At 69.2% G+C, this 22,299-nt stretch carries 16 protein-coding genes; 10 read left to right on the top strand and 6 right to left on the bottom strand.

Translation table 11 applies throughout. The annotated features are described in order from the left end of the window. Genes AC5Y5E_RS20680 through AC5Y5E_RS20670 form a run of 3 tightly spaced genes read left to right on the top strand, consistent with a single transcriptional unit; the run spans position 1 to position 2,586 of the window. Positions 1–828, top strand: coding sequence for a carbohydrate ABC transporter permease (locus AC5Y5E_RS20680; RefSeq protein WP_499905025.1), 828 nt, complete (start codon positions 1–3; stop codon positions 826–828). 4 nt (positions 829–832) lie between these two features. Further along, a complete protein-coding gene (locus tag AC5Y5E_RS20675) occupies positions 833–2,005 on the top strand; it encodes an ABC transporter ATP-binding protein (RefSeq protein WP_499904617.1) in 1,173 nt (390 codons plus the stop codon). Between the two features lie 2 nt (positions 2,006–2,007). Beyond that, a complete protein-coding gene (locus AC5Y5E_RS20670; RefSeq protein WP_499905024.1) occupies positions 2,008–2,586 on the top strand; it encodes a suppressor of fused domain protein in 579 nt (192 codons plus the stop codon). A 79-nt stretch (positions 2,587–2,665) separates the two neighbouring features. Here the strand turns inward: AC5Y5E_RS20670 and corA are convergent, their stop codons facing one another. After that, positions 2,666–3,769 (bottom strand): magnesium/cobalt transporter CorA, encoded by a 1,104-nt coding sequence (corA, locus tag AC5Y5E_RS20665; RefSeq protein WP_499904615.1) that lies wholly within the window; start codon positions 3,767–3,769, stop codon positions 2,666–2,668. Positions 3,770–3,935: 166 nt separating this feature from the next. On the opposite strand from corA, the gene AC5Y5E_RS20660 reads away from it, so the two are divergent. The 3 genes from AC5Y5E_RS20660 to AC5Y5E_RS20650 are packed head-to-tail and all read left to right on the top strand — an operon-like array spanning position 3,936 to position 6,986. After that, the gene (locus AC5Y5E_RS20660; RefSeq protein ID WP_499904614.1) at positions 3,936–4,925 is read left to right on the top strand and encodes a malate dehydrogenase; all 990 of its coding nucleotides are present in this window, start codon (positions 3,936–3,938) and stop codon (positions 4,923–4,925) included. Positions 4,926–4,977: 52 nt separating this feature from the next. Next, positions 4,978–6,150, top strand: coding sequence for an NAD(P)-dependent malic enzyme (locus AC5Y5E_RS20655; protein ID WP_499904612.1), 1,173 nt, complete (start codon positions 4,978–4,980; stop codon positions 6,148–6,150). Then, positions 6,147–6,986 carry a glycine betaine ABC transporter substrate-binding protein gene (locus tag AC5Y5E_RS20650; protein WP_499904610.1) on the top strand — a complete coding sequence of 280 codons (840 nt, stop codon included), beginning with the start codon at positions 6,147–6,149 and terminating at the stop codon, positions 6,984–6,986. Before AC5Y5E_RS20655 ends, AC5Y5E_RS20650 begins: the two co-directional genes overlap by 4 nt. Before the next feature lie 34 nt (positions 6,987–7,020). Here the strand turns inward: AC5Y5E_RS20650 and AC5Y5E_RS20645 are convergent, their stop codons facing one another. The 3 genes from AC5Y5E_RS20645 to AC5Y5E_RS20635 all read right to left on the bottom strand — a co-directional run bounded on the left by AC5Y5E_RS20645 (position 7,021) and on the right by AC5Y5E_RS20635 (position 12,666). Next, positions 7,021–7,848, bottom strand: coding sequence for an SDR family NAD(P)-dependent oxidoreductase (locus tag AC5Y5E_RS20645; RefSeq protein ID WP_499904608.1), 828 nt, complete (start codon positions 7,846–7,848; stop codon positions 7,021–7,023). A gap of 188 nt (positions 7,849–8,036) precedes the next feature. After that, positions 8,037–11,744: a multifunctional oxoglutarate decarboxylase/oxoglutarate dehydrogenase thiamine pyrophosphate-binding subunit/dihydrolipoyllysine-residue succinyltransferase subunit gene (locus AC5Y5E_RS20640; RefSeq protein ID WP_499904606.1), complete on the bottom strand. Its 3,708-nt coding sequence runs from the start codon at positions 11,742–11,744 to the stop codon at positions 8,037–8,039. A 154-nt stretch (positions 11,745–11,898) separates the two neighbouring features. Next, positions 11,899–12,666: a hypothetical protein gene (locus AC5Y5E_RS20635; protein ID WP_499904605.1), complete on the bottom strand. Its 768-nt coding sequence runs from the start codon at positions 12,664–12,666 to the stop codon at positions 11,899–11,901. A gap of 133 nt (positions 12,667–12,799) precedes the next feature. Here AC5Y5E_RS20635 and AC5Y5E_RS20630 point away from each other — a divergent pair, with 133 nt between their 5' ends. Continuing rightward, positions 12,800–14,608, top strand: a complete 1,809-nt coding sequence (locus tag AC5Y5E_RS20630) for an MFS transporter (RefSeq protein WP_499904603.1) — start codon at positions 12,800–12,802, stop codon at positions 14,606–14,608. An 82-nt stretch (positions 14,609–14,690) separates the two neighbouring features. Here AC5Y5E_RS20630 and AC5Y5E_RS20625 read toward each other — a convergent pair whose 3' ends face one another. Then, complete coding sequence (locus AC5Y5E_RS20625; RefSeq protein WP_499904601.1) at positions 14,691–18,089, bottom strand: TM0106 family RecB-like putative nuclease; 3,399 nt, start codon at positions 18,087–18,089, stop codon at positions 14,691–14,693. 163 nt (positions 18,090–18,252) lie between these two features. On the opposite strand from AC5Y5E_RS20625, the gene AC5Y5E_RS20620 reads away from it, so the two are divergent. Next, positions 18,253–18,612 (top strand): hypothetical protein, encoded by a 360-nt coding sequence (locus AC5Y5E_RS20620; protein WP_499905023.1) that lies wholly within the window; start codon positions 18,253–18,255, stop codon positions 18,610–18,612. Positions 18,613–18,631: 19 nt separating this feature from the next. Here AC5Y5E_RS20620 and AC5Y5E_RS20615 read toward each other — a convergent pair whose 3' ends face one another. Further along, complete coding sequence (locus tag AC5Y5E_RS20615) at positions 18,632–19,225, bottom strand: LppP/LprE family lipoprotein (protein WP_499904600.1); 594 nt, start codon at positions 19,223–19,225, stop codon at positions 18,632–18,634. A gap of 251 nt (positions 19,226–19,476) precedes the next feature. On the opposite strand from AC5Y5E_RS20615, the gene AC5Y5E_RS20610 reads away from it, so the two are divergent. Continuing rightward, entirely contained in the window at positions 19,477–21,153 is a 1,677-nt protein-coding gene (locus tag AC5Y5E_RS20610) for a DEAD/DEAH box helicase (RefSeq protein ID WP_499904598.1), read from the top strand. Next, positions 21,150–22,292, top strand: a complete 1,143-nt coding sequence (locus AC5Y5E_RS20605; protein WP_499904596.1) for an acyltransferase family protein — start codon at positions 21,150–21,152, stop codon at positions 22,290–22,292. Before AC5Y5E_RS20610 ends, AC5Y5E_RS20605 begins: the two co-directional genes overlap by 4 nt. The last annotated feature ends 7 nt before the right edge of the window (positions 22,293–22,299 follow it).

The raw sequence follows: 22,299 nt of genomic DNA, 5'->3' as shown, positions 1-22,299 counted from the left end.
ATGGCGGCTAACCCGCGCGCCGCCCTGTGGGCCGTGATCGACACGCTGGTCGTGGTGTACGCCCTCGTCCCGGTGCTGTGGATCGTGTCCCTGTCGCTCAAACCGTCGTCAACGGTCAAGGACGGCAAGCTGATTCCGTCCTCGGTCACCATGGAGAACTACCGCGGCATCTTCCGGGGCGAGTTCTTCAGCTCGGCGCTGATCAACTCGATCGGGATCGGGTTGATCACCACGGCGATCGCGGTGGTGCTGGGGGCGATGGCGGCCTACGCCGTTGCGCGGCTGGACTTTCCGGGCAAACGGCTGCTCATCGGCGCCACCCTGCTGATCACGATGTTCCCGGCCATCTCGCTGGTGACACCGTTGTTCAACATCGAACGCGCGCTCGGCCTGTTCGACACCTGGCCCGGCCTGATCCTGCCGTACATCACTTTCGCTCTGCCCCTTGCCATTTACACACTGTCGGCGTTCTTCCGGGAGATCCCGTGGGACCTGGAGAAGGCGGCCAAGATGGACGGCGCCACGCCGGGACAGGCCTTTCGCCGGGTGATCGTGCCGCTGGCGGCGCCCGGGCTGGTGACCGCGGCGATCCTGGTCTTCATCTTCGCCTGGAACGACCTGCTGCTGGCGCTGTCGCTGACCGCCACGAAGGCGGCCATCACCGCGCCGGTGGCGATCGCGAACTTTTCCGGCAGTTCGCAGTTCGAGGAGCCGACCGGCTCGATCGCGGCCGGTGCCGTCGTGATTACCGTCCCGATCATCGTTTTTGTTCTAATTTTCCAACGACGGATTGTCGCCGGGTTGACCTCTGGCGCTGTGAAGGGATAGCGCGATGGCCGAGATTGTGTTGGAAAACGTCAACAAGAGCTACGCCGACGGCGCCGCGGCGGTGAAGGACCTGAACATCACCATCGCCGACGGCGAATTCCTGATCCTGGTCGGCCCTTCCGGCTGCGGCAAGACCACGACACTGAACATGATTGCCGGGCTTGAGGACATCTCGTCGGGCGAGCTGCGCATCGACGGCGTACGGATGAACGAGAAGGCGCCCAAGGACCGCGACATCGCGATGGTGTTCCAGTCCTATGCGCTCTACCCGCACATGACCGTGCGGCAGAACATCGCGTTTCCCCTGACCCTGGCGAAGATGAAGAAGGCCGAGATCGCGCAGAAGGTGGAAGAGACAGCCAAAACCCTTGACCTGACCGAGCTTTTGGACCGCAAGCCGTCCCAGCTTTCGGGCGGGCAGCGGCAGCGGGTCGCGATGGGCCGGGCGATCGTGCGCCATCCCAAGGCGTTCCTGATGGACGAGCCGCTGTCCAACCTGGATGCCAAGCTGCGGGTGCAGATGCGCGGCGAGATCGCCCGGCTGCAGCGGAGATTGGGCACCACCACCGTCTACGTCACCCACGACCAAACCGAGGCGATGACGCTGGGGGACCGGGTGGTGGTGATGCACGGCGGGGTGGCGCAGCAGATCGGCGCCCCCGACGAGCTTTACGAGCGTCCCGCCAATCTTTTCGTCGCGGGGTTCATCGGCTCGCCGGCGATGAATTTCTTCCCCGCCGACCTGACGCCGAACGGGCTGAACCTGACGTTCGGCGAGGTGATGCTGGCGCCCGAGGTGCAGCAGGTGATTTCGCAGCACGACAAGCCGGCGAACGTCATCGTCGGGGTGCGGCCCGAGCACCTGGCAGACGCGGCGTTGATCGACGGGTACCAGCGCATCAGGGCGCTGACCTTCGAGGTCAAGGTCGACATGGTCGAATCGCTGGGCGCCGACAAGTACGTGTACTTCACCACCGCGGGCCCGGCCGTGCGCTCCGCCCAGCTGGATGACCTCGAGGCCCAGGGTGAGATGCACGAAAATCAGTTCGTCGCAAGGGTTCCCGCGGAGTCGAAGGCGACCATCGGGCAGTCGATCGAGTTGGCCCTCGACACGACAAAGGTCGCCGTATTCGACGCCGACTCCGGGGCGAACCTGACTCTGGCGCCCGCCGAGTGACCCTGGAGCTCGTGCGCGCTCACCTGCGCGACCACTTCTCCGGCGCGGAGCCGGACTCGGCGAGCGTGACGTTCCTGGGCACCGAACCCATTGAGGTGCTGCGCTTTCGCAGTGGTGGATTGGTTCACTACGTGTCGCTGGGCTGCTCGCGCCACCCGATGACCGACCCCTCCGAAGTTGTCGCCGACCCGTTGCGCGGCCCGCGCGCCGAGATCGTCTTGCGGCTGCGGGATCCCGGGCCGGTGACCGGCATTGCCCGCAGTGTGGCGGTGCTGGCGGCGACGCCGGCCGTCGACGGGGTGGTGCTGGTCGCCGACGCCCTGATCGACATCGGTTCGCCGCTGTGGGCATGGCCGTCGGGCCGGGTGCCGTTCACCGCGGTCTTGTTGGGCGACAGCGGTATTCCCGATCTGCCGCTGGACCCGCCGCGCGAACCGGTTCGTTTCCTGTCGGCCACCCCGATCACCGCGACGGAGGCCGCCTGGGTGCGGCTCAAGGGCGCCGAGGCGATGCGGCAGGCCTGGAGCAACGACGGCGTCGACGTGCTGGATCCCAAACGCCCAGCGGCGCAACCCGACTGATTGCTTCCGCGAGCAGACGCAGACTCGCATGAATCATCGCGAAAGTGTGCGATTCTGCGTCTGCTCGCAGAGAAAAAGGTTACAGCCAGTGGTTGCGGCGGAATTGGAAATACAGGATCAGGCAGGAGAGCGCCATCAGGGCCATGATCCCCGGGTAGCCCCACGTCCAGTTCAGCTCGGGCATGAAATGGAAGTTCATCCCATAGATGGCGGCGACCGCGGTGGGCAAAGCCGCAATACCGGCCCAGGCCGCCATCTTGCGCATGTCGTTGTTCTGCTGCATGCCCACCCGGGCCAGGGCGGCCTGGATCAGCGAGTTCAGCATGTCGTCGTAGCTGTTGATGTGGTCGGCGGCCTCGGACTGGTGGTCGGAGACGTCGCGCAGGTAGCGCCGCACCTCCTTGGAGATCACGTCCTTGTTTTCGATCTGTATCCGATGGAACGCGGACGACAGGGGGTTGACGCACCGGCGCAGTTCGACGACCTCGCGCTTGAGCAGATAGATCGGCTCGACGTCGATCTTGCGGCCCGGGGCGAACGCCACCTCCTCGATGCTGTCGATGTCCGACTCGATCAGGCTGCTCACCTCGAGGTAATGGTCGACGACGTTGTCGGCGATCGCGTGCATCACCGCGTACGGGCCGAGGCGCATCTGCACGGGGTCGGCGTCCAGGCGCTTGCGCACCTCGGAGAGCCCGCCGTGCTCGCCGTGGCGGACGGTGACCACGAAGTCCTTGCCGACGAACACCATGATCTCGCCGGTTTCGACGATCTGGCGGGCCGCCGCCACCGACTCGTGCGGGACGTAGTTGACGGTCTTCAGGACGAGGAACACCGTGTCGTCGTATCGCTCCAGCTTGGGTCGCTGATGCGCGCACACGGCGTCCTCGACGGCCAGCGCATGCAGCCCGAAGACGTCCGCCACGTCCTGCATCTCGGTCAGGCTCGGCTCGCGCAAACCGACCCAGACGAACGCCTCCTGCCCGAACGCTTCGGTCTGGCGCACCCGGGTGAGCGCGGCCGCGTAGGTGAACTTGCCCGGCAGCCGATTGCCGTCGGCGTAGACGGCGCAGTCGCCCAGGGTCTCGATGGGCGGTTGCTCGACGGGCTGGATGCGCGGCTCGCGGGGCTCGTGCGCGAGCGGTCGCAGCACTTCGGGCAGTGCGTCAGGTCCGGGAAACACCTTCACCTCCGATCGCGGCGCGGGTCGGGAAAGCGGTGCTTAATGCTACGCGTCCTGGTGAAACGCGGCGTGAAGGCTCCGCGCGCCCCGTGGACCGGAGATTTCGCGCCGACGGCGGTGCGCTAGTTTCGACGTCGACCGCAACTGTCCCGAGGAGTAAATCGACGTGAGCGCAAGTCCTGTCAAGGTCGCCGTCACCGGCGCCGCCGGCCAGATCGGCTACAGCCTGTTGTTCCGCCTGGCCAGCGGGGCGCTGCTGGGCGCCGACCGCCCGATCGAGCTGCGGCTGCTGGAGATCGAGCCGGCGCTCAAGGCGCTCGAGGGTGTCGTGATGGAGCTCGACGACTGCGCGTTCGGCCTGCTGGCGGGCGTCGAGATCGGCGCCGACCCGAACAAGATCTTCGACGGCGTGAACCTCGCCCTGCTCGTCGGCGCGCGGCCGCGCGGCCCGGGCATGGAGCGCGGCGACCTGCTGGAGGCGAACGGCGCGATCTTCACCGCGCAGGGCAAGGCGCTCAACTCGGTCGCCGCCGACGACGTGCGCGTCGGCGTCACGGGCAACCCGGCCAACACCAACGCGCTGATCGCGATGACCAACGCGCCCGACATCCCGAAGGAGCGGTTCTCGGCGCTCACCCGCCTCGACCACAACCGGGCGATCACGCAGCTGGCCAAGAAGACCGGCGCCGCCGTCACCGACATCAAGAAGATGACGATCTGGGGCAACCACTCGGCCACCCAGTACCCCGACATCTTCCACGCCGAGGTTGGCGGCAAGAACGCGGCCGAGGTCGTCGACGACCAGGCCTGGATCGAGAACGACTTCATCCCGACCGTCGCCAAGCGCGGCGCGGCGATCATCGACGCGCGCGGCGCCTCGTCGGCCGCGTCGGCCGCGTCGGCGACCATCGACGCCGCCCGCTCCTGGCTGCTGGGCAGCCCGGCGGGTGACTGGGTGTCGATGGCTGTCGTGTCCGACGGTTCCTACGGCGTGCCGGAGGGCCTGATCTCGTCCTTCCCGGTGACCACCAAGGACGGCAACTGGTCGATCGTGCAGGGGCTGGACATCGACGAGTTCTCCCGCGGGCGGATCGACAAGTCGACCGCGGAGCTGGCCGACGAGCGCAACGCGGTCACGGAGCTCGGGCTCATCTGAACCGATCCAGCAGAAATTAGGCCTACTAATGGGTAGCCCTTACCCTGGTGCGATGCCCGAAACCGCGCACCGGCAGCTGGCCATCGGAGACGACGAGATCTTCGACGCGCACGTAGGCGGGAAGCTTTCGGTGGCGCTCAGCGCGCCGCTGGACACCCAGCGCGCGTTGTCGATCGCGTACACCCCGGGCGTGGCGCAGGTCAGCCGCGCGATCGCCGCGGACCGCACCCTGGCCGCCCGCTACACGTGGTCGAACCGGCTGGTGGCCGTCGTCAGCGACGGCAGCGCGGTGCTCGGCCTGGGCGACATCGGGCCCGCGGCGTCGCTGCCGGTGATGGAGGGCAAGTGTGCCCTGTTCCAGGCGTACGGCGGGCTCAATGCGATCCCGATCGTGCTGGACACCAAGGACCCCGACGAGATCGTCGAAACGCTGGTGCGGCTGCGCCCGACGTTCGGCGCCGTCAACCTCGAGGACATCTCCGCCCCGCGCTGCTTCGAGATCGAACGGCGGGTCATCGAGGCGCTGGACTGCCCGGTGATGCACGACGACCAGCACGGCACCGCGATCGTCGTGCTGGCCGCGCTGATGGGCGCCAGCAAGTTGCTGGGCCGCGACATGTCCTCGCTGCGCGTCGTCGTCTGCGGCGCCGGCGCCGCCGGCGTGGCGTGCACGAACCTCCTACTGACGATGGGTGTTTCGGACATCACAGTGGTCGACTCGCGCGGCATCCTGCACACGGGGCGCGACGACATGAACGGCGTCAAGGTCGATCTCGCGCGGCGGACCAATCCCGACGGCCTGTCCGGCGGCCTGGTCGAGGCGCTCGAGGGCGCGGACGTGTTCCTCGGCCTGTCGGGCGGCGTCGTCCCCGAGGAGCTGGTCGCCACGATGGCGCCGGGCGGGATCGTGTTCGCGCTGTCCAACCCGGACCCGGAAGTCGATCCGAAGGTCGCGGCCAAGTACGCGGCGGTGGTGGCCACCGGCCGCAGCGACTTCCCGAATCAGATCAACAACGTGCTGGCGTTCCCCGGGGTGTTCCGCGGCGCGCTGGACGCCGGGGCGCGCCGCATCACCGAGAAGATGAGGGTGGCCGCCGCCGAGGCGATCTTCTCCGTCGTCAGCGACGACCTCGCGGTCGACCGGATCGTCCCGAGCCCGCTGGACGCCCGGGTCGGGGAAGCCGTTGCCGCCGCCGTCGCGATCGCTTCCGACTCTTCCGTGTGACCAGGCTCGCCGCCGCGCTGCTGGCCGCGCTGCTGGCGCTGGCGGGCTGCGGCGAGCGACGCCCGGCTCCCGAATTGGTGGTCGGGTCCCAGTCGTCGCTGCTGGCCGCCGTCTACGCGGCGGCGCTGCGGTCCTACGGCTTTGCGGCCCGGCCCGAAACCGTTCCCGACCCCATGGCCAAGCTGGATTCGGGCGCGTTCACCGTCGTGCCCGCGTTCACCGGCCAGACGTTGCGGCTGCTGCAGCCCGGTGCGACGGCGATGTCCGACGCGCAGGTCTACCGCGCGATGATCGCGGCGCTGCCCGAGGGCGTGCTGGCCGGCGACTACACCACCGCGGCCGAGGACAAGCCCGTGCTGCTGGTCACGCGGGCCACCGCCAAGGCGTGGGGCGGCCACGACCTCACCGCGGACCTGAGCGCGCTGCCGGCGCATTGCGACGGGCTGGCCATCGGCGCGGTCATCGGGTTTACCGCGCCGCCGGCGGTGGGATCCTGCCGGCTACCTTCGCCGCGCCAATTCCCTTCCGAAGCAGCGCTTTTCGACGCCGTGCGGGGCGGGCAGCCGACGGCGGGCTGGACCACCACCGCCGACCCGGCCAGCCCGGGCGACCTGGTCGCGCTGGCCGACGGCAAGCCCGCGCTGATCCAGGCCGAGAACGTGGTGCCGCTGTATCGGCGCAACGCGCTCTCCGATCGGCAGCTGCTGGCGATCAACGAGGTGGCCGGCGTGCTGGACACCGCGGCGCTGGCCGACATGCGCCGGCAGGTGGCCGGCGGCGCCGACCCGCAGGCGGTGGCGGGCGGGTGGCTGGCCGAACACCCGCTGGGGCGGTAAGTCTCGGCGGTTAGGGGCGTCAGAGCTTGGGCCGCTAGGGCTTGGGCATCAGGCGGCCCATTACGGGGCCGAACAGCTGCTGGTAATACGGGCCGGCGACCCGCACCATCACGTCCAACAGCTTGGCGTCGGTGCCGACCAGCACCCGGGCCTTCTTCTTGCGGACCGCGTCCAGGATGACCTTGGCGGCGCGTTCCGGGCTGGTCCGGGCGAGCCGCTTGTCGAACAGCTTGGCCAGTTGCTCGGGGTCGAGTCCCTCGGCGGCGGTCGCATTGCGGGCGATCGCGGTCTGGATGCCGCCCGGGTGCACGGTGGTCACCGCGACCGGGTGATGGGCCAGCGCCATTTCCTGCCGCAGCGCCTCTGTGAAGCCCCGGACGGCGAACTTGGCCGCGTTGTACGCCGCCTGCCCGGGCACCGAGAACAGGCCGAACACGCTCGAGACATTGATCACATGGCCGTCGCCGGAGGCGATCAGGTGCGGCAGGAATGCCTTGGTGCCGTTCACGACGCCCCAGAAGTCGACGTCCATCACCCGTTCGATGTCCTTGAACTGGCTGACCTCGACGTCCCCGGTGAACGCGATGCCCGCGTTGTTGTAGATCTGGTTGACCTTGCCGAAGTGCTCGGCGACCGCGTCGGCGTAGGCCAGGAAGGCCTCCCGCTCGGTGACGTTGAGCCGGTCCGCCTTGACTGGCGCGCCGATCGCCTTCAGCTTCTGCTCGGTCTGCGCCAGGCCCTCGGTGTCGACGTCGCTGATGGCCACCTTGGCGCCCGAGCGGGCCAACTCGATCGCCAGCGCCTGCCCGATGCCCGAACCGGCGCCCGTGACCACGGCGACCTTCCCCGCGAATCCCTGCATGAGCACCCTCCTCGTGTCGGCTCTCGTCGAGGCTAGACGGTACCCGGGGTTACGGATTACCCCGGCCCCGCGGGCCCGACGGCCGATAACGCTGCGCCTGAACGGCTCCTAAGCGCGAGCGTGCGCAAAATGCCGGCCAAAGCGGCGGGTCGCCGTACGAACACGCTCGCTCGCCGTCGAAGGCGGCGTCAGCGGAACGCAGTGTCCAGGATTTCCTGCTGCTCGACGGCATGCACCTTCGACGAACCCGACGACGGCGCCGACATGGCCCGCCGCGAGATGCGCTTGAGCCCGGTTAGCTTGTCCGGCAACAGTTCTGGCAGCTCCAGCCCGAAGCGCGGCCACGCGCCCTGGTTGGCCGGCTCCTCCTGCACCCAGAAGAACTCCTCGGCCGCCGGGTAGCGGTCCAGCGTCTCGTTGAGCCGGCGCTTGGGCAGCGGGGCCAGCTGCTCGATGCGCACGATCGCGACGTCGTCGCGGTTGTCCTTGGCCTTGCGCGCCACCAGCTCGTAGTAGATCTTCCCGCTGGTCAGCAGGATCCGCCTGACCTTGCTGCGGTCGCCGATGCCGTCCTCGTAGGTGGGTTCCTCGAGCACCGAGCGGAACTTGATCTCGGTGAAGTCCTTGATGTCGCTGACGGCGGCCTTGTTGCGCAGCATCGACTTCGGCGTGAACACGATCAGCGGGCGCTGGATGCCGTCCAGCGCGTGCCGGCGCAACAGGTGGAAGTAGTTGGACGGTGTCGAGGGCATCGCGATGGTCATCGAACCCTCCGCCCACAGCTGCAGGAAGCGTTCGATGCGCCCGGAGGTGTGGTCGGGGCCCTGCCCCTCGTGCCCGTGTGGCAGTAGCAGCACCACGTTGGACAGCTGGCCCCACTTGGCCTCGCCCGAGCTGATGAACTCGTCGATGATCGACTGCGCGCCGTTGACGAAGTCGCCGAACTGCGCCTCCCACAACACAAGCGCGTCCGGGTTGCCCACGGTGTAGCCGTACTCGAAGCCGACGGCGGCGTATTCCGACAGCGGCGAGTCGTACACCAGGAACTTGCCGCCCGTCGGGGTGCCGTCGAGGTTCGTCGCCAGCAGCTGCAGCGGCGTGAACTCCTCCCCGGTGTTGCGGTCGATGATCACCGAATGCCGCTGGGAGAAGGTGCCCCGGCGGGTGTCCTGCCCGGACAGCCGCACCAGCTTGCCCTCGGACACCAGCGATCCGAGCGCCAGCAGCTCGCCGAACGCCCAGTCGATCTTGCCCTCGTAGGCCATCTCGCGGCGCCTTTCCAGCACCGGCTGAACCCGCGGGTGCGCGGTGAAACCGTCTGGCACGGAAAGGAAAGCGTCGCCGATGCGGGCCAGCAGCGACTTGTCCACCGCGGTGGCCAGCCCGGCGGGCACCGGCTGGTCGGCCTCCACCGACGCGCTGGGCTGCACGCCGTGCTTCTCCAGGTCGCGGACCTCGTTGAACACCCGCTCCAGCTGGCCCTGGTAGTCGCGCAGGGCGTCCTCGGCCTCCTTCAGCGAGATGTCGCCGCGGCCGATCAGGGCCTCGGTGTAGCTCTTGCGCGCCCCGCGCTTGGTGTCGACGACGTCGTACATGTACGGGTTGGTCATCGACGGGTCGTCGCCCTCGTTGTGGCCGCGGCGCCGGTAGCACAGCATGTCGATGATGACGTCCTTGTGGAACCGCTGCCGGAAGTCGACGGCCAGCTTGGCCACCCACACGCACGCCTCCGGGTCGTCGCCGTTGACGTGAAAGATGGGCGCCCCCACCATCTTTGCGACGTCGGTGCAGTATTCGCTGGAGCGCGAGTACTCCGGCGCGGTGGTGAAGCCGATCTGGTTGTTGACGATGATGTGGATGGTGCCGCCGACGCGGTAGCCGGGCAGGTTCGCCAGGTTCAGCGTCTCGGCGACAACCCCTTGGCCGGCGAACGCGGCGTCGCCGTGCATCATCATCGGCACCACGGAGAAGGCCTTTTCGTCGCCCTGGTCCTCGGCGCCGTGGCCCAGCAGGTCCTGCTTGGCCCGGACGAGGCCCTCCAGTACCGGGTCGACGGCCTCCAGGTGCGACGGGTTGGCGGTCAGCGACACCTGAATGTCGTTGTCGCCGAACATCTGCAGGTACACGCCGGTGGCGCCGAGGTGGTACTTGACGTCGCCGGAGCCGTGCGCCTGCGACGGGTTGAGGTTGCCCTCGAACTCGGAAAAGATCTGCGAGTACGGCTTGCCGACGATGTTGGCCAGCACGTTGAGCCGGCCGCGGTGCGGCATCCCGATGACCACCTCGTCGAGGCCGTGCTCGGCGCACTGGTCGATGGCCGCGTCCATCATCGGGATCACGCTTTCCGCGCCCTCGAGCGAGAATCGTTTCTGCCCAACGTATTTGGTCTGCAGGAACGTCTCGAATGCCTCGGCGGCGTTCAGCTTGCTCAGGATGAACTTCTGTTCCGCAACGGTCGGTTTGACATGCTTGGTCTCGATCCGCTCTTCCAGCCACCGCTGTTGTTCGGGTTCGAGGATGTGGGTGTATTCCACGCCGATGTGGCGGCAGTAGGCGTCGCGTAGCAGGCCCAGCACGTCGCGCAGTTTCTTGTATTCGCAGCCGGCGAAGCCGTTGACCTTGAAGATGCGGTCGAGGTCCCACAGCGTCAGGCCGTGGTTGAGGATTTCGAGGTCGGGGTGGCTGCGGAACCGTGTGCTGTCCAGGCGCAGCGGGTCGATGTCGGCCATCAGGTGCCCGCGGTTGCGGTAGGCCGCGATCAGCTCCATCACCCGGGCGTTCTTGTCGACGATCGAGTCCGGGTTGTCGGTGCTCCAGCGCACCGGCAGGTATGGGTTGCCCAGCTCGCGGAAGATCTCGTCCCAGAAGGCATCCGAGAGCAGCATCTCGTGGATGGTGCGCAGGAAGTCGCCGGACTCGGCGCCCTGGATGATGCGGTGGTCGTAGGTCGAGGTCAGGGTGATCAGTTTGCCGATGCCCAGCTCGGCGATGCGCTCCTCGCTGGAGCCCTGGAACTCGGCGGGGTACTCCATGGCGCCGACGCCGATGATGGCGCCCTGGCCGGCCATCAGCCGGGGCACCGAGTGCACGGTGCCGATGGTGCCCGGGTTGGTCAGCGAAATCGTCACGCCCGCAAAGTCTTCCGCGGTGAGCTTGCCGTCGCGGGCGCGGCGCACGATGTCCTCGTAGGCGGTGACGAACTGCGCGAACCGCAATTCCTCGCAGCGCTTGATGCCCGCCACCACCAGGGAGCGCTTGCCGTCCTTGCCCTGCAGGTCGATGGCCAGGCCCAGGTTGGTGTGCGCGGGCGTGACGGCGGTCGGCTTGCCGTCGACCTCGGCGTAGTGCCGGTTCATGTTCGGGAACTGCTTGATCGCCTGCACCAGCGCGTAGCCCAGCAGGTGGGTGAAGGAGATCTTGCCGCCGCGGGTGCGCTTGAGCTGGTTGTTGATGACGATCCGGTTGTCGATGAGCAACTTGGCGGGGACGGCGCGGACGCTGGTCGCCGTCGGCACGTCCAGCGACGCGGACATGTTCTTGACGACGGCGGCGGCCGCGCCGCGCAGCACCTGCACCTCGTCGCCCTCGGCCGGCGGGGGAGCGGCGGACTTGGCCGGCGCCGCGGGTGCCTGCGCCGCCGGTGCCGGGGCGCCGTTGCCCGCGGTGGGCGCGGGCGGTGCCGGCTTGGTCTCGGCGGGCTTGGCCGCCGGGGCTGCGGCCTGCCCGTCGGAGGGGGCCGCGGGGGCGCTCGGGACCACCTCGGTGGCGGGCTCGGGGTTGTAGTCGACCAGGAACTCGTGCCAGCTCGGGTCGACCGAGGAGGGGTCATCGCGGAACTTGCGGTACATCTCCTCGACCAGCCATTCGTTTTGCCCGAATGGTGAAATGTTGCTCACGGCCCCTGTTCGCCTCAATTCTTTTGTCCTGCAGGCGCGCTGTACGCGTTGCTAGCGGGGCACCTCACTCCCGCGATGGTCCTGGAACGTTTCCGCCCCAATAAAGGCTAGCCGTTCGCGGGAGATTCGCGAGAGGGACCGGGTCAGGCGGCCGTTAGCCGGCTTCGTGGATCGGCGGCAACAGCCGCAAGGTGCTCGGCCAGCGCGAGGGCGGCAGGCCGAACGCGTGGCGGGCGTTGCGGACGATCTTCTTGCCCACCATCCGGTTGCCGGCGCCGCCGACCACGGCGCCGATGCCGACCGGCAGCGCCTTGCCGAACATCAGGGCGCCCTTGCGCACGGTATAGCGCTTGACGAAGTAGCCGAGCATCCGGGTGTTCAGCCGCGACAGCGTCGGCAACGGCAGCGAGGCCATGCCCTCGGCCAGCCAGCCCCCGTTGGTGCGGCCGGGCCCGATCAGCTCGCCGATGGCGCGCTGGCTGTCGTCGCCGACCAGGACGGCGAGGACCAGCGCGCGGCGCCGTTCGCGGTGGTCGGCCGGGACGTTGTAGACGACGGCCTTGGCCAGCACGAACAGAGCGGTGGCCTCGATGAAGAAAACCGTTTCCCCGGCGCCGGCGGACACCGCCGTCAACGTGCCGACCCCGGGAAACGTCGCGGCCGAGCCGACCGCGGCGCCGCTGGCCGTCAGCGCCGCCAGGAAGCGCTTCTCCAGCTTGGCGTCGATTTCGGCGGGGCCGGCGGCGGGGTGTGCGCGGCGCAGCCTCGACACGTAGGCCTCCGCGGCGGGTCCGTGTATCCGGGTGCTCCGCTCGATGACCTGCGCCAACGCCCGCGCCGACGCCTTCGGCCGGCCGCCCTGGCCGGCCGCCGCCTGCTCCGGCGTCGACATGGGTGACGTTCTGTTCCGTCGGGCCCGCATTCTGCCTCGCTTCCACATGTCCTTCCAGGCTAACGTGCGCTCGCCGATCCGCGGCCGAGCGGCGCATTTGCCCACGCGGGATAATGCGGGCTGGGTGGCGATTCACGCCAAGGGTGCGAGGGGGTTAGGTCAGATGAACGCGGCGACGCCTCGGTCGCCGGGGGAGAGCCGGCGCGCGGTGCCGAGTCGCGCCGAGTTCGTGAAGCGCTGGAACTCCCTGCTCGCGTCCGGCCCGCGGAATCCGTGGAACGCGCTCTTCGCGATGATGATCGGCTTCTTCATGATCATGGTCGACTCCACCATCGTCGTCATCGCCAACCCGACCATCAAGATCGACCTGCACACCGGGTACGCCACCGTGGTCTGGGTGACCAGCGCCTACCTGCTGGGGTGCGCGGTGGTGTTGCTGGTGGCCGGGCGGCTCGGCGACCGGTTCGGCACCAAGAACCTCTATCTCATCGGGCTGGGCCTGTTCACCGTCGCGTCGATCGGGTGCGGGCTGTCGGGCAGCGTGGCGGCGCTGATCGCCGCCCGGGTGGTCCAGGGCGTCGGCGCCGGCGTGCTGACCCCGCAGACGCTGTCGATGATCACCCGGGTCTTCCCGCCGGAGCGGCGCGGTGTCGCGGTCAGCGTGTGGGGCACCACCGCCGGCGTGGCCACCCTGGTCGGGCCGCTGGCCGGCGGCGCGCTGGTCGACGGGCTGGGCTGGCAGTGGATCTTCTTCGTCAACGTCCCCATCGGCGTCGCCGGGCTGGCGCTGGCCGCGTGGCTGGTGCCCGTGCTGCCCACCCAGACGCAGCGCTTCGACCTGGTGGGCGTCGCGTTGTCCGGGCTGGGCATGTTCCTCATCGTCTTCGGCCTGCAGGAGGGCCAGGCGGCTCACTGGCAGCCGTGGGTCTGGGCGATGATCGTCGCCGGTGTGGGGTGCATGTCGGTGTTCGTGTACTGGCAGGCCGTCAACACCCGCGACCCGCTGATCCCGCTGCGCATCTTCGCCGACCGCGACTTCGGCCTGTGCAACGCCGGGGTCGCCGTCACCGCGTTCGCGATGACGGCGATGATGCTGCCGCTGCCGTTCTTCCTGCAGGCCGGGTGCGGGCTGTCGTCGACGCGTTCGGCGCTGGTGATCGCGCCGATGGCGGTGGTGGGCGGTGCGCTCGCGCCGTTCGTTGGCATGATCGTCGACCGGTACCACCCGGGGCCGGTGCTCGGCTTCGGGTTCTCGACGATGGCGATCGGGCTCACCTGGCTGTCGTTCGAGATGTCCCCGTCGACGCCGATCTGGCGGCTGCTGCTGGCGTTCGCCGTGATCGGTGTGGGCAGCGCGTTCGTGTGGGCCCCGCTGACGGCGACCGCGACGCGCAACCTGCCCCCCGAACTGGCCGGGGCGGGTTCGGCGGTCTTCAACTCGGTGCGCCAGCTCGGGGCGGTCCTCGGCAGCGCGGGCATGGCCGCGTTCATGACGTGGCGGATCGGGTCCGAGCTGCCGTCGGCAGCGCCGTCGGCCGCGGCGGAGGACGCCACCGCCGTGCAGCTTCCCGAGTTCCTGCGCGAGCCGTTCGCGGCGGCGATGGCCCAGTCGGTGTTGTTGCCCGCGTTCGTCGTGCTGTTCGGCGTCGTGGCCGCGCTGTTCGTGCTCGGGTTCGCGCCGTCGGGGGACGCGGTCGGCGAGCTGCCGGATGAGGGCGACGACTACGAGGACTATGACGACGACGACTACGTCGAGTTTCTGCTGGTTCGTGAACCGGACGTGGCGCCCCCGCCGCCGCGCGCCCGGCCGGCGCCGGTGCAGCAGCCGGCCCCTTCCGGACCGATCGGCTTCGCGCACAACGGGTCTCGCGTCGAGGGCGGGAAGCGGTTCCGTCCGATGGCCTCACCGGGCCACCGCTACCGCCCCGATCCCGACGACGACCCTGCCGGCTACGGCCGGCACTCGTCGTAATTAGTCCCCCGCGCCGCGCCGAACGTGGGGGTTATGTACCGATTTTGCCGAATTTTGATACATAGCACGCACACTCGGCGGACTAGCCCTGCGTCAGCGCCAGGAAGGCGCCCAGGTCGACCAGGCCGCCCGGCGTGCCGGGAAGGTACTCCGTGAGCAGCCGCGACCGCACGATCACCGCCGCGTACTGCGCCCTGCTGATGGCGACGTTGAGCCGATTCCGGTTGAGCAGGAACGAGATCCCGCGTGGCACCACGTCGACCGACGATGCCGTCATCGACACGAACACCACCGGCGCCTGGCGGCCCTGGAACTTGTCGACGGTCCCAACCCGGACCGCGCCGAGCCCGGCCTCGCTGAGCCGTCGTCGGATCAGGGTCACCTGGGCGTTGTAGGGCGCCAACACCAGCACGTCGGAGGCGGCCAGGGGCCGGGTGCCGTGCTCGTCGGTCCACGCCCGGCCCAGCAGCGCGTCGATGTGGGCTGCGATCGCGTGGGCCTCCTCGGGGCTCTCGGTCGAATTGCCTTGGTGTTCAACGACGCTCACGTGCACGCCCGGGCTTTGCCCGTCGAGGTGGCGCGCCTCGGTGCACTCGTGGGAATGCAGCCGGCCCTCGTAGGACAGCGCGGAAACCGCGGCGCAGACCGCCGGATGCATGCGGTAGGAACAATCCAGGAAGTAGCCGCGCTCGTCGGGCAGCGTGCGCCGGCCGTCCACCAGCCAGTCCAGCGCCGACGTGTCGACCGGTTCCGGATGCGTTCCCTGGCTGACCTGTGGCAGCTGCTGCGGGTCGCCGAGCAGCATCAGGTTGGCGGCCGCCGGCGCCACGGCGATGGTGTTGGCCAGGCAGAACTGGCCCGCCTCGTCGATCACCAGCAGGTCCAGGCTGCCCGGCGGCACCCGGCTCGCGTTGGCGAAATCCCAGGCGGTGCCGCCGATCACGCAGCGTTTCGTGTTCGCGATGAAGGCCGGGTACTCGCCGGAGTCGATCTCCTGCCAGCCGGGGGCGTCGTGCCCGGCGGGTTTCTTGGCGACCCGGGCCGGATCCAGTCCGGCGTCGATCACGCAGCCCAACAGGTTCTCCACGGTGGCGTGGGATTGCGCGACCACGCCGACGCGCCAGCCGTGGTCGGCGACCAGGGCTTTCACCACCCGGGCGGCGGTGTGCGTTTTGCCGGTGCCGGGTGGGCCGTGCACGGCGAGGTAGGACGAGTCGAGATCGAGTGCGGCGGCGGTGATGTCATCGATCGTGTCGGCGCCACGCGGCAGCGGGGCGGCGCTTTTCGTGCGGGGCGCGCGGCGCAGCAGGACGTCGATCACCGCGGTGGGCGGCAGAGTTGGCAGGCCGGCGGCGAGGGCGGCCGCGGTCGTTTCGATCGCCTCCCGCAACGCCGTCGTCGCAATCGGCGGCCCCGGGGTGAGCGCGAACGGCAGCTGGTCAAACGTGCTGCCATCCTTGCCGACTCGCTCGGCGATGACCACCGTGGTGGGCACCGCCGGGTCATCGACCGACACGACCTCGGCGCGGCCGGCGGCGCGCCGGTCGGGGTTGTCGGTCATGCCCGGCGGGGCGGGGGGCTCGTAGAGCGCGAAGACCTCGGTCATCAGGTCGCCGCGCGCCAGCTCTCCCTCCAGGCGCACGTGTCGCCGCGGCTTGCGCGCGCGGGGCGGGGTGTGCCAGTCGGCGTCCACCGACGCCGTCTCGGCGAGGAAGACGTCGGTGTCGTCGGACCACTCCTCGACTGGGAAGTTCAGCCGGTCGAAATGCGCCCACCAGAACGGCTTGTCCTCGCGCCGGTGGTAGCCGCGCGCCGCGGCCACCAGCGCCACCGCCGTCTGCTCCGGCCTGCGGTCGGCGACGCCGGCGTCGCCGGTGAACGCCGACAACGTCATCGCCAGCCGGTCGCGGTCCTCGACCCGGTTTCCTCCCGGAACCGGTTGCGCGCCAATGGGTACGACGCCGGATTCGTAGGCGCGCAGCATCAGCCAGTTGCGTAAAGCCTGTGTCGACCGGCAGTCGTAGTGGTTGTAGTCCTCGATCTCCTTGAGCACCGACGCGGCGCCGTCGAATTCGCCGGCGGCCCGTAGCTCGCAGTAGCGGGCGTAGGAGGTGATCGACTCGGTGGCCGTCGTGACGTCGCCGGCGCGCAGCTGTGAACCCATGTACAGCGGCTCGAGCGCCTTGAGGCCGAACGACTCCGCGCCCACCCGAATGCTCTTGCGCACCACGGGGTACAGGTCGACCAGCGTGCCGCTGCGCAGCAGCTCGTCCACGTCGTCCTCGCCGACCCCGTACCGCCCGGCGAGCCGCAGCAGCGCGGCCTTCTCGTACGGCGCGTAGTGGTAGATGTGCATGTTGGGGCGGCGCTTGCGGCGCTTTTTCACCATCGCGAGAAAGTCGGTGAGCGCCTTGCGCTCGTCCACCCGGTCGTGCGCCCACAGCGGGTGGAAATTCCCGGCGGCCTCCAGGACGCCGAACAGATATTCCAGGCCCCAGTCGCGCCCGTCGGCCGTCCACAGCGGGTCGCCCTCGAAGTCGAAGAACAGGTCGCCGGGGTCGGGCTCGGGCAGCAGGGTCAGCGGCTGCGGGTCGACGATCTCGAATTGCGGGGTTTCGGTAGCGCGTTGGCGCACTTGCAGTTTGGCCTGCGCGGTGAGTTTGTTCAGCGCGCTGGGCGCCAGGTCGGCGACCGGCTTAGCGCCCTCGGCCAGCTCGGCGACGGTGCTGATGCCGGCGTCGATCAGCTTGTCGCGCTGGGTGACTCGCATCCCGGCGACCAGCAGCAGGTCGTCGGTGGCGCGCAACTGTTCGGTGCACAGCGGGCAGCGGAGGCACGCGCCGACGTGTTGGTCGTCCCAACGCACCGGGGTGCCCGCGGCGTAATGCTCGTCGAGCAGCCGCTGCAAAAGCGCGCGCTGGGAACGGTAGACCGGGATCAGGTCGCCGATTCGGTAGCGCACGACGGCGCCGTCGCCCAGCTCCAGCTCCGCCTCCGGCGACACCGGGATGCCCGAGGCGCGCAGCGTGTCGGCGTAGGCGGCCAGCTGCAGCAGCGCGGGCACCTTGGGCGAGCGGGCCAGCTTGGTGTCGGTGACGCGGTACCGGTCGCCGTCGAGTACCAGAAAGTCGGCGAATCCGACGAACCGCCCGTCGAACATCGCGGCCTGATACACCACCGGGGCGCGGTTGGCGATCGCGCGCCGGGTTGCCTCGGCGGCGGCCGTCAGCCCGGCGAGCGTGTAGGCCGGGCGGCCGATCACCGCGACGCCGTCGCCGAGTTCGGCGCGGTATCGGTCGAGGCGGCGTCGTTCGTGCTCGGTGCCGAGGGCGGAGGTTCGCGCGAGCAGGTCGTCCTCGACGGCGACGGCGGGGCCGCGGCCGAGTTTCGCGTCGAAGTCCCGCAATAGGGCGTATTCGCACCGGGCGGCGGACGCGAGGTCCGACGCGCTGTAGACGACGGTTTCGTCGGTGACGAACACAGGTGCAACTGTAGGTGAGGGGGCCGACACGGCTCGGCGGGTCGGCGGTTGATCGCGCGCGGTCGACGGTCCGCGTGTGAAATGCATTGTTCGGCAAGGTAATCAGCGAGCTCGGTGGGCCGCGCGCCGCGGCGCCCCGGCCAGGCGGTAGCTTCGGCAGGTGATCGTCACGGGGGCCTTTCTCGCCGAAGCGGCAGAGGTGGTCGACAACAAGCTCGACGTGCGTGGCGGCGTGCTATCCCGATTCGTCGTCGGGCCCGACCGGTTCGCCACCTTTCTGCTCGTGGTGCTGACCCAGTCCGAAGCCGACGATGGGGACGGGCGGGTCGACGTCGAGATCTGGCCCCCGACCGGTGACAAGCCCCTTCAGGTCGCCTTCGAGCTGCCGCCGGCGGCCACCGTCGGTGAAATCGGGTTCGCCTTCTTCCCGGTCTCGGTGGCCATGCCCGTCGATGGCCGGTGGGTGATCGTCGTCGCCGGCGGCCCCGGCGTGATCTCGCTTCCGCTCATTGTCAGCAGCTGACGCGGGGCCGCCCCCGGGTTCAGTGGCCGGGGCCGTTACCGATCAGCTGGACACCGTTGCCGTCCCAATGGAACCGCACGTCGGTGTTGAGGCCGTTGACCCCGCCGGGGTAGGTCAACGCGACCGTGTCGCCGGTGGTTTGCGCGGCGTCGATGCCGTTGAACCCGTAGGTGTCGGGCACCCCCTGCGGAATGAACTGGCCCAGGTGGAACAGCACCGCGCGGGTGGTCGGATTCACGGCGTTGGTGTTGGCCTTGATGATCACCGCCGACAGCTGCGCGCACTCGTTGTAGTTGCCGGCCACCGGTTCGGGATTCCAGGGCTGCTGGCTGCGCGGGTCTTTCGGCAGTTCGGAGACGACCTTGGCGATGGTGGGGGAGGCCAGGTTCACCGCGCACGGGTCGGGCGCCGCGCTGCTGGGTGGGGCGGCCGCCCCGGACGTCGGCATGGGCGTGGCGGGGGCGGTTATCGACGCGGTCGAGGTCGTGGTGGCCTGCGGCGTCTTGGCGACGGTGGAATCTCCCGAACCGCATCCGGTCAAAGCGATGGAGGCCGACGCGAGAACGGCTACGCCCGTCAGCGCGCGGCAGGGTAGCGAGCACACATCGCGCAACCTACCGTCATCCGGGGCGGCGTTGTGGCAGGTGTGCCAGCGTGCCGTAGGAGCGACCGCCAATCACACTGGTCCCGATGGTGGCGACCCGCAGCGCCCAGCTTCGCTGGCCTCGCGATCGCCCTGGTCCCGATGGTGGCGACCCGCAGCGCCCAGCTTCGCTGGCCTCGCGATCGCCACTGGTCCCGATGGTGGCGACCCGCAGCGCCCAGCTTCGCTGGCCTCGCGATCGCCACTAGACTCTTCACACGATGACCGTTCCGGACAGCCCGCCCGAGGCTGCCTCTCCCACGTTCGCCGACCTGCAGATTCACCCTGCGGTCCTGAAGGCGACCGCCGACGTCGGCTACGAAACCCCGACGGCCATCCAGGCGGCGACGATCCCGCCGCTGATGGCCGGGTCCGACGTCGTCGGGCTGGCGCAGACCGGCACCGGCAAGACGGCGGCGTTCGCGATCCCGATCCTGTCCAAGATCGACGTCAAGAGCACCGCGACGCAGGCGCTGGTGCTGGCGCCCACCCGCGAGCTGGCGCTGCAGGTGGCCGAGGCGTTCAGCCGCTACGGCGCGCACCTGCCGCAGATCCACGTGCTGCCGATCTACGGCGGCTCGTCCTACGGCGTGCAGCTGGCCGGGCTGCGGCGCGGCGCGCAGGTGGTGGTCGGCACCCCGGGGCGCGTCATCGACCACCTCGAGCGCGGCACGCTGGACCTGTCCCACATCGACTACCTGGTTCTCGACGAGGCCGACGAGATGCTCACCATGGGCTTCGCCGAGGACGTCGAGCGCATCCTGTCCGAAACCCCGGAATACAAACAGGTCGCCCTGTTCTCGGCGACCATGCCGCCGGCGATCCGCAAGCTCACCAAGAAGTACTTGCACGACCCGTTCGAGGTCACCGCGAAGGCGAAAACCGCCACCGCCGAGAACATTTCGCAGCGCTACATCCAGGTCGCGGGGCCCCGCAAGATGGACGCGCTCACCCGCCTTCTCGAGGTGGAGCCGTTCGAGGCGATGATCGTGTTCGTCCGCACCAAGCAGGCCACCGAGGAGGTCGCCGAAAAGCTTCGGGCCCGAGGGTTTTCCGCCGCCGCCATCAACGGCGACATCCCGCAGGCGCAGCGCGAGCGGACCATCGCCGCCCTCAAGGGTGGCAGCATCGACCTCCTGGTCGCCACCGACGTGGCCGCCAGAGGCCTTGATGTGGAACGCATCTCGCACGTGCTGAATTACGACATCCCGCATGACACCGAGTCCTACGTGCACCGCATCGGGCGCACCGGGCGGGCCGGGCGCTCGGGCACCGCGGTGTTGTTCGTGTCCCCGCGCGAGCGCCACCTGCTCAAGGCGATCGAAAAGGCCACCCGGCAAACCCTCACCGAGGCCGAGCTGCCCACCGTCGAGGACGTCAACACCCAGCGCATCACGAAATTCGGCGACTCCATCACCGACGCGCTGAGCGCCCCGGAAATCGAGTTGTTCCGCAAGCTGGTTCAGGACTACGAGCGCGAGCACGACGTCCCGATGGCCGACATCGCCGCGGCGCTGGCGGTGCAGTCCCGCGATGGCGAGGCGTTCCTGATGGCGCCCGAACCGCCGCCGGAACGCCGCGAACGCCGCGAGCGTCAGGAGCGCCACGAACGCCCCGAAAGGCCAAGGCAGCAAAGAAACTTCGCCACCTACCGGATCTCGGTGGGCAAGCGGCACAAGATCGGCCCCGGCGCGATCGTCGGCGCCATCGCCAACGAGGGCGGCCTGCACCGCAGCGACTTCGGCCACATCGCCATCGGGCCCGACTTCTCGCTCGTCGAGCTGCCGGCCAAACTACCCAAGGCGACGCTGAAAAAGCTCGAGCAGACCCGCATCTCGGGCGTGTTGATCGACCTGCGGCCGGACCGCTCACCGGGCAAAACGAAACCACGCCGGTGACGCTCTCCGAGGAACGCGACGCCCAGGGCGGGCTCGAGCAGGTCTCGCACGTCGACCGCGTCGCGTCGCTGACCGGCATCCGCGCCGTCGCCGCGCTCACCGTCGTCGGCACCCACGCCGCCTACACCACCGGCAAGTACACCCACGGCTACTGGGGCCTCGTCGGCTCCCGGCTGGAGATCGGCGTCCCGATCTTCTTCGTGCTGTCGGGCTTTTTGCTGTTCCGCCCGTGGGTGAAGTCGGCCGCCACCGGCGGCCCGCCGCCGTCGCTGAGTCGCTATGCGCGGCACCGGGTTCGGCGCATCATGCCCGCCTACGTCATCACCGTGCTGATCGCCTACGTGCTCTACCACTTCCGCGAGGCCGGCCCGAACCCCGGGCACACCTGGCTGGGGCTGGTGCGCAACCTGACCCTGACGCAGATCTATTGCAACGGCTACCTCGGCAAGTACCTGCACCAGGGCCTCACGCAGATGTGGAGCCTGGCTGTGGAGGCCTCGTTCTACGTCGTGCTGCCGCTGCTGGCCTACCTGCTGCTGGTGCTGATCACCCGGCGGCAATGGCGGCCGACGTTGGTGCTGGCAGCCCTTGGCGCGATGGCGCTGATCAGCCCCGGGTGGTTGATCCTGGTGCACACCGACCACTGGTTCCCCGACGGCGCCCGGCTCTGGCTGCCGACCTACCTGGCTTGGTTCCTGGCCGGCATGGCGCTGGCCGTGCTGCAGGCGATGAAGGTGCACTGCTACGCGTTCGTGGCCATCCCACTGGCCGTCATCTGTTATTTCATCGCCTCCACGCCGATCGCCGGCGCACCCACGACGTCACCGGCGACGCTGAGCCAGGCCGTCTGCAAGACCGTGTTCTATGCCGTCATCGCCGCGCTCGCGGTGGCGCCGCTGGCGTTGGGCAATCAGGGCTTGTACGCGCGGCTGCTGGCCAGCCGGCCGATGGTGTGGTTGGGCGAGATCTCCTACGAGATCTTCCTGATCCACCTCATCACCATGGAATTCGCGATGGTCTACATCGTCCGCGCGCACGTCTACACCGGCTCGATGGGCTACCTGTTCGTCGCGACGCTGGCCGTGACGATCCCACTCGCCTGGCTGCTGCACCGCTTCACCCGGGTCAAGGACGGCTAGGTGGCCG

It is taken from the genome of Mycobacterium sp. NGS54 (genome assembly GCF_059812465.1).
Note: the sequence above shows the minus strand (reverse complement) of the source record. Positions and strands in the feature narration are given on the sequence as shown.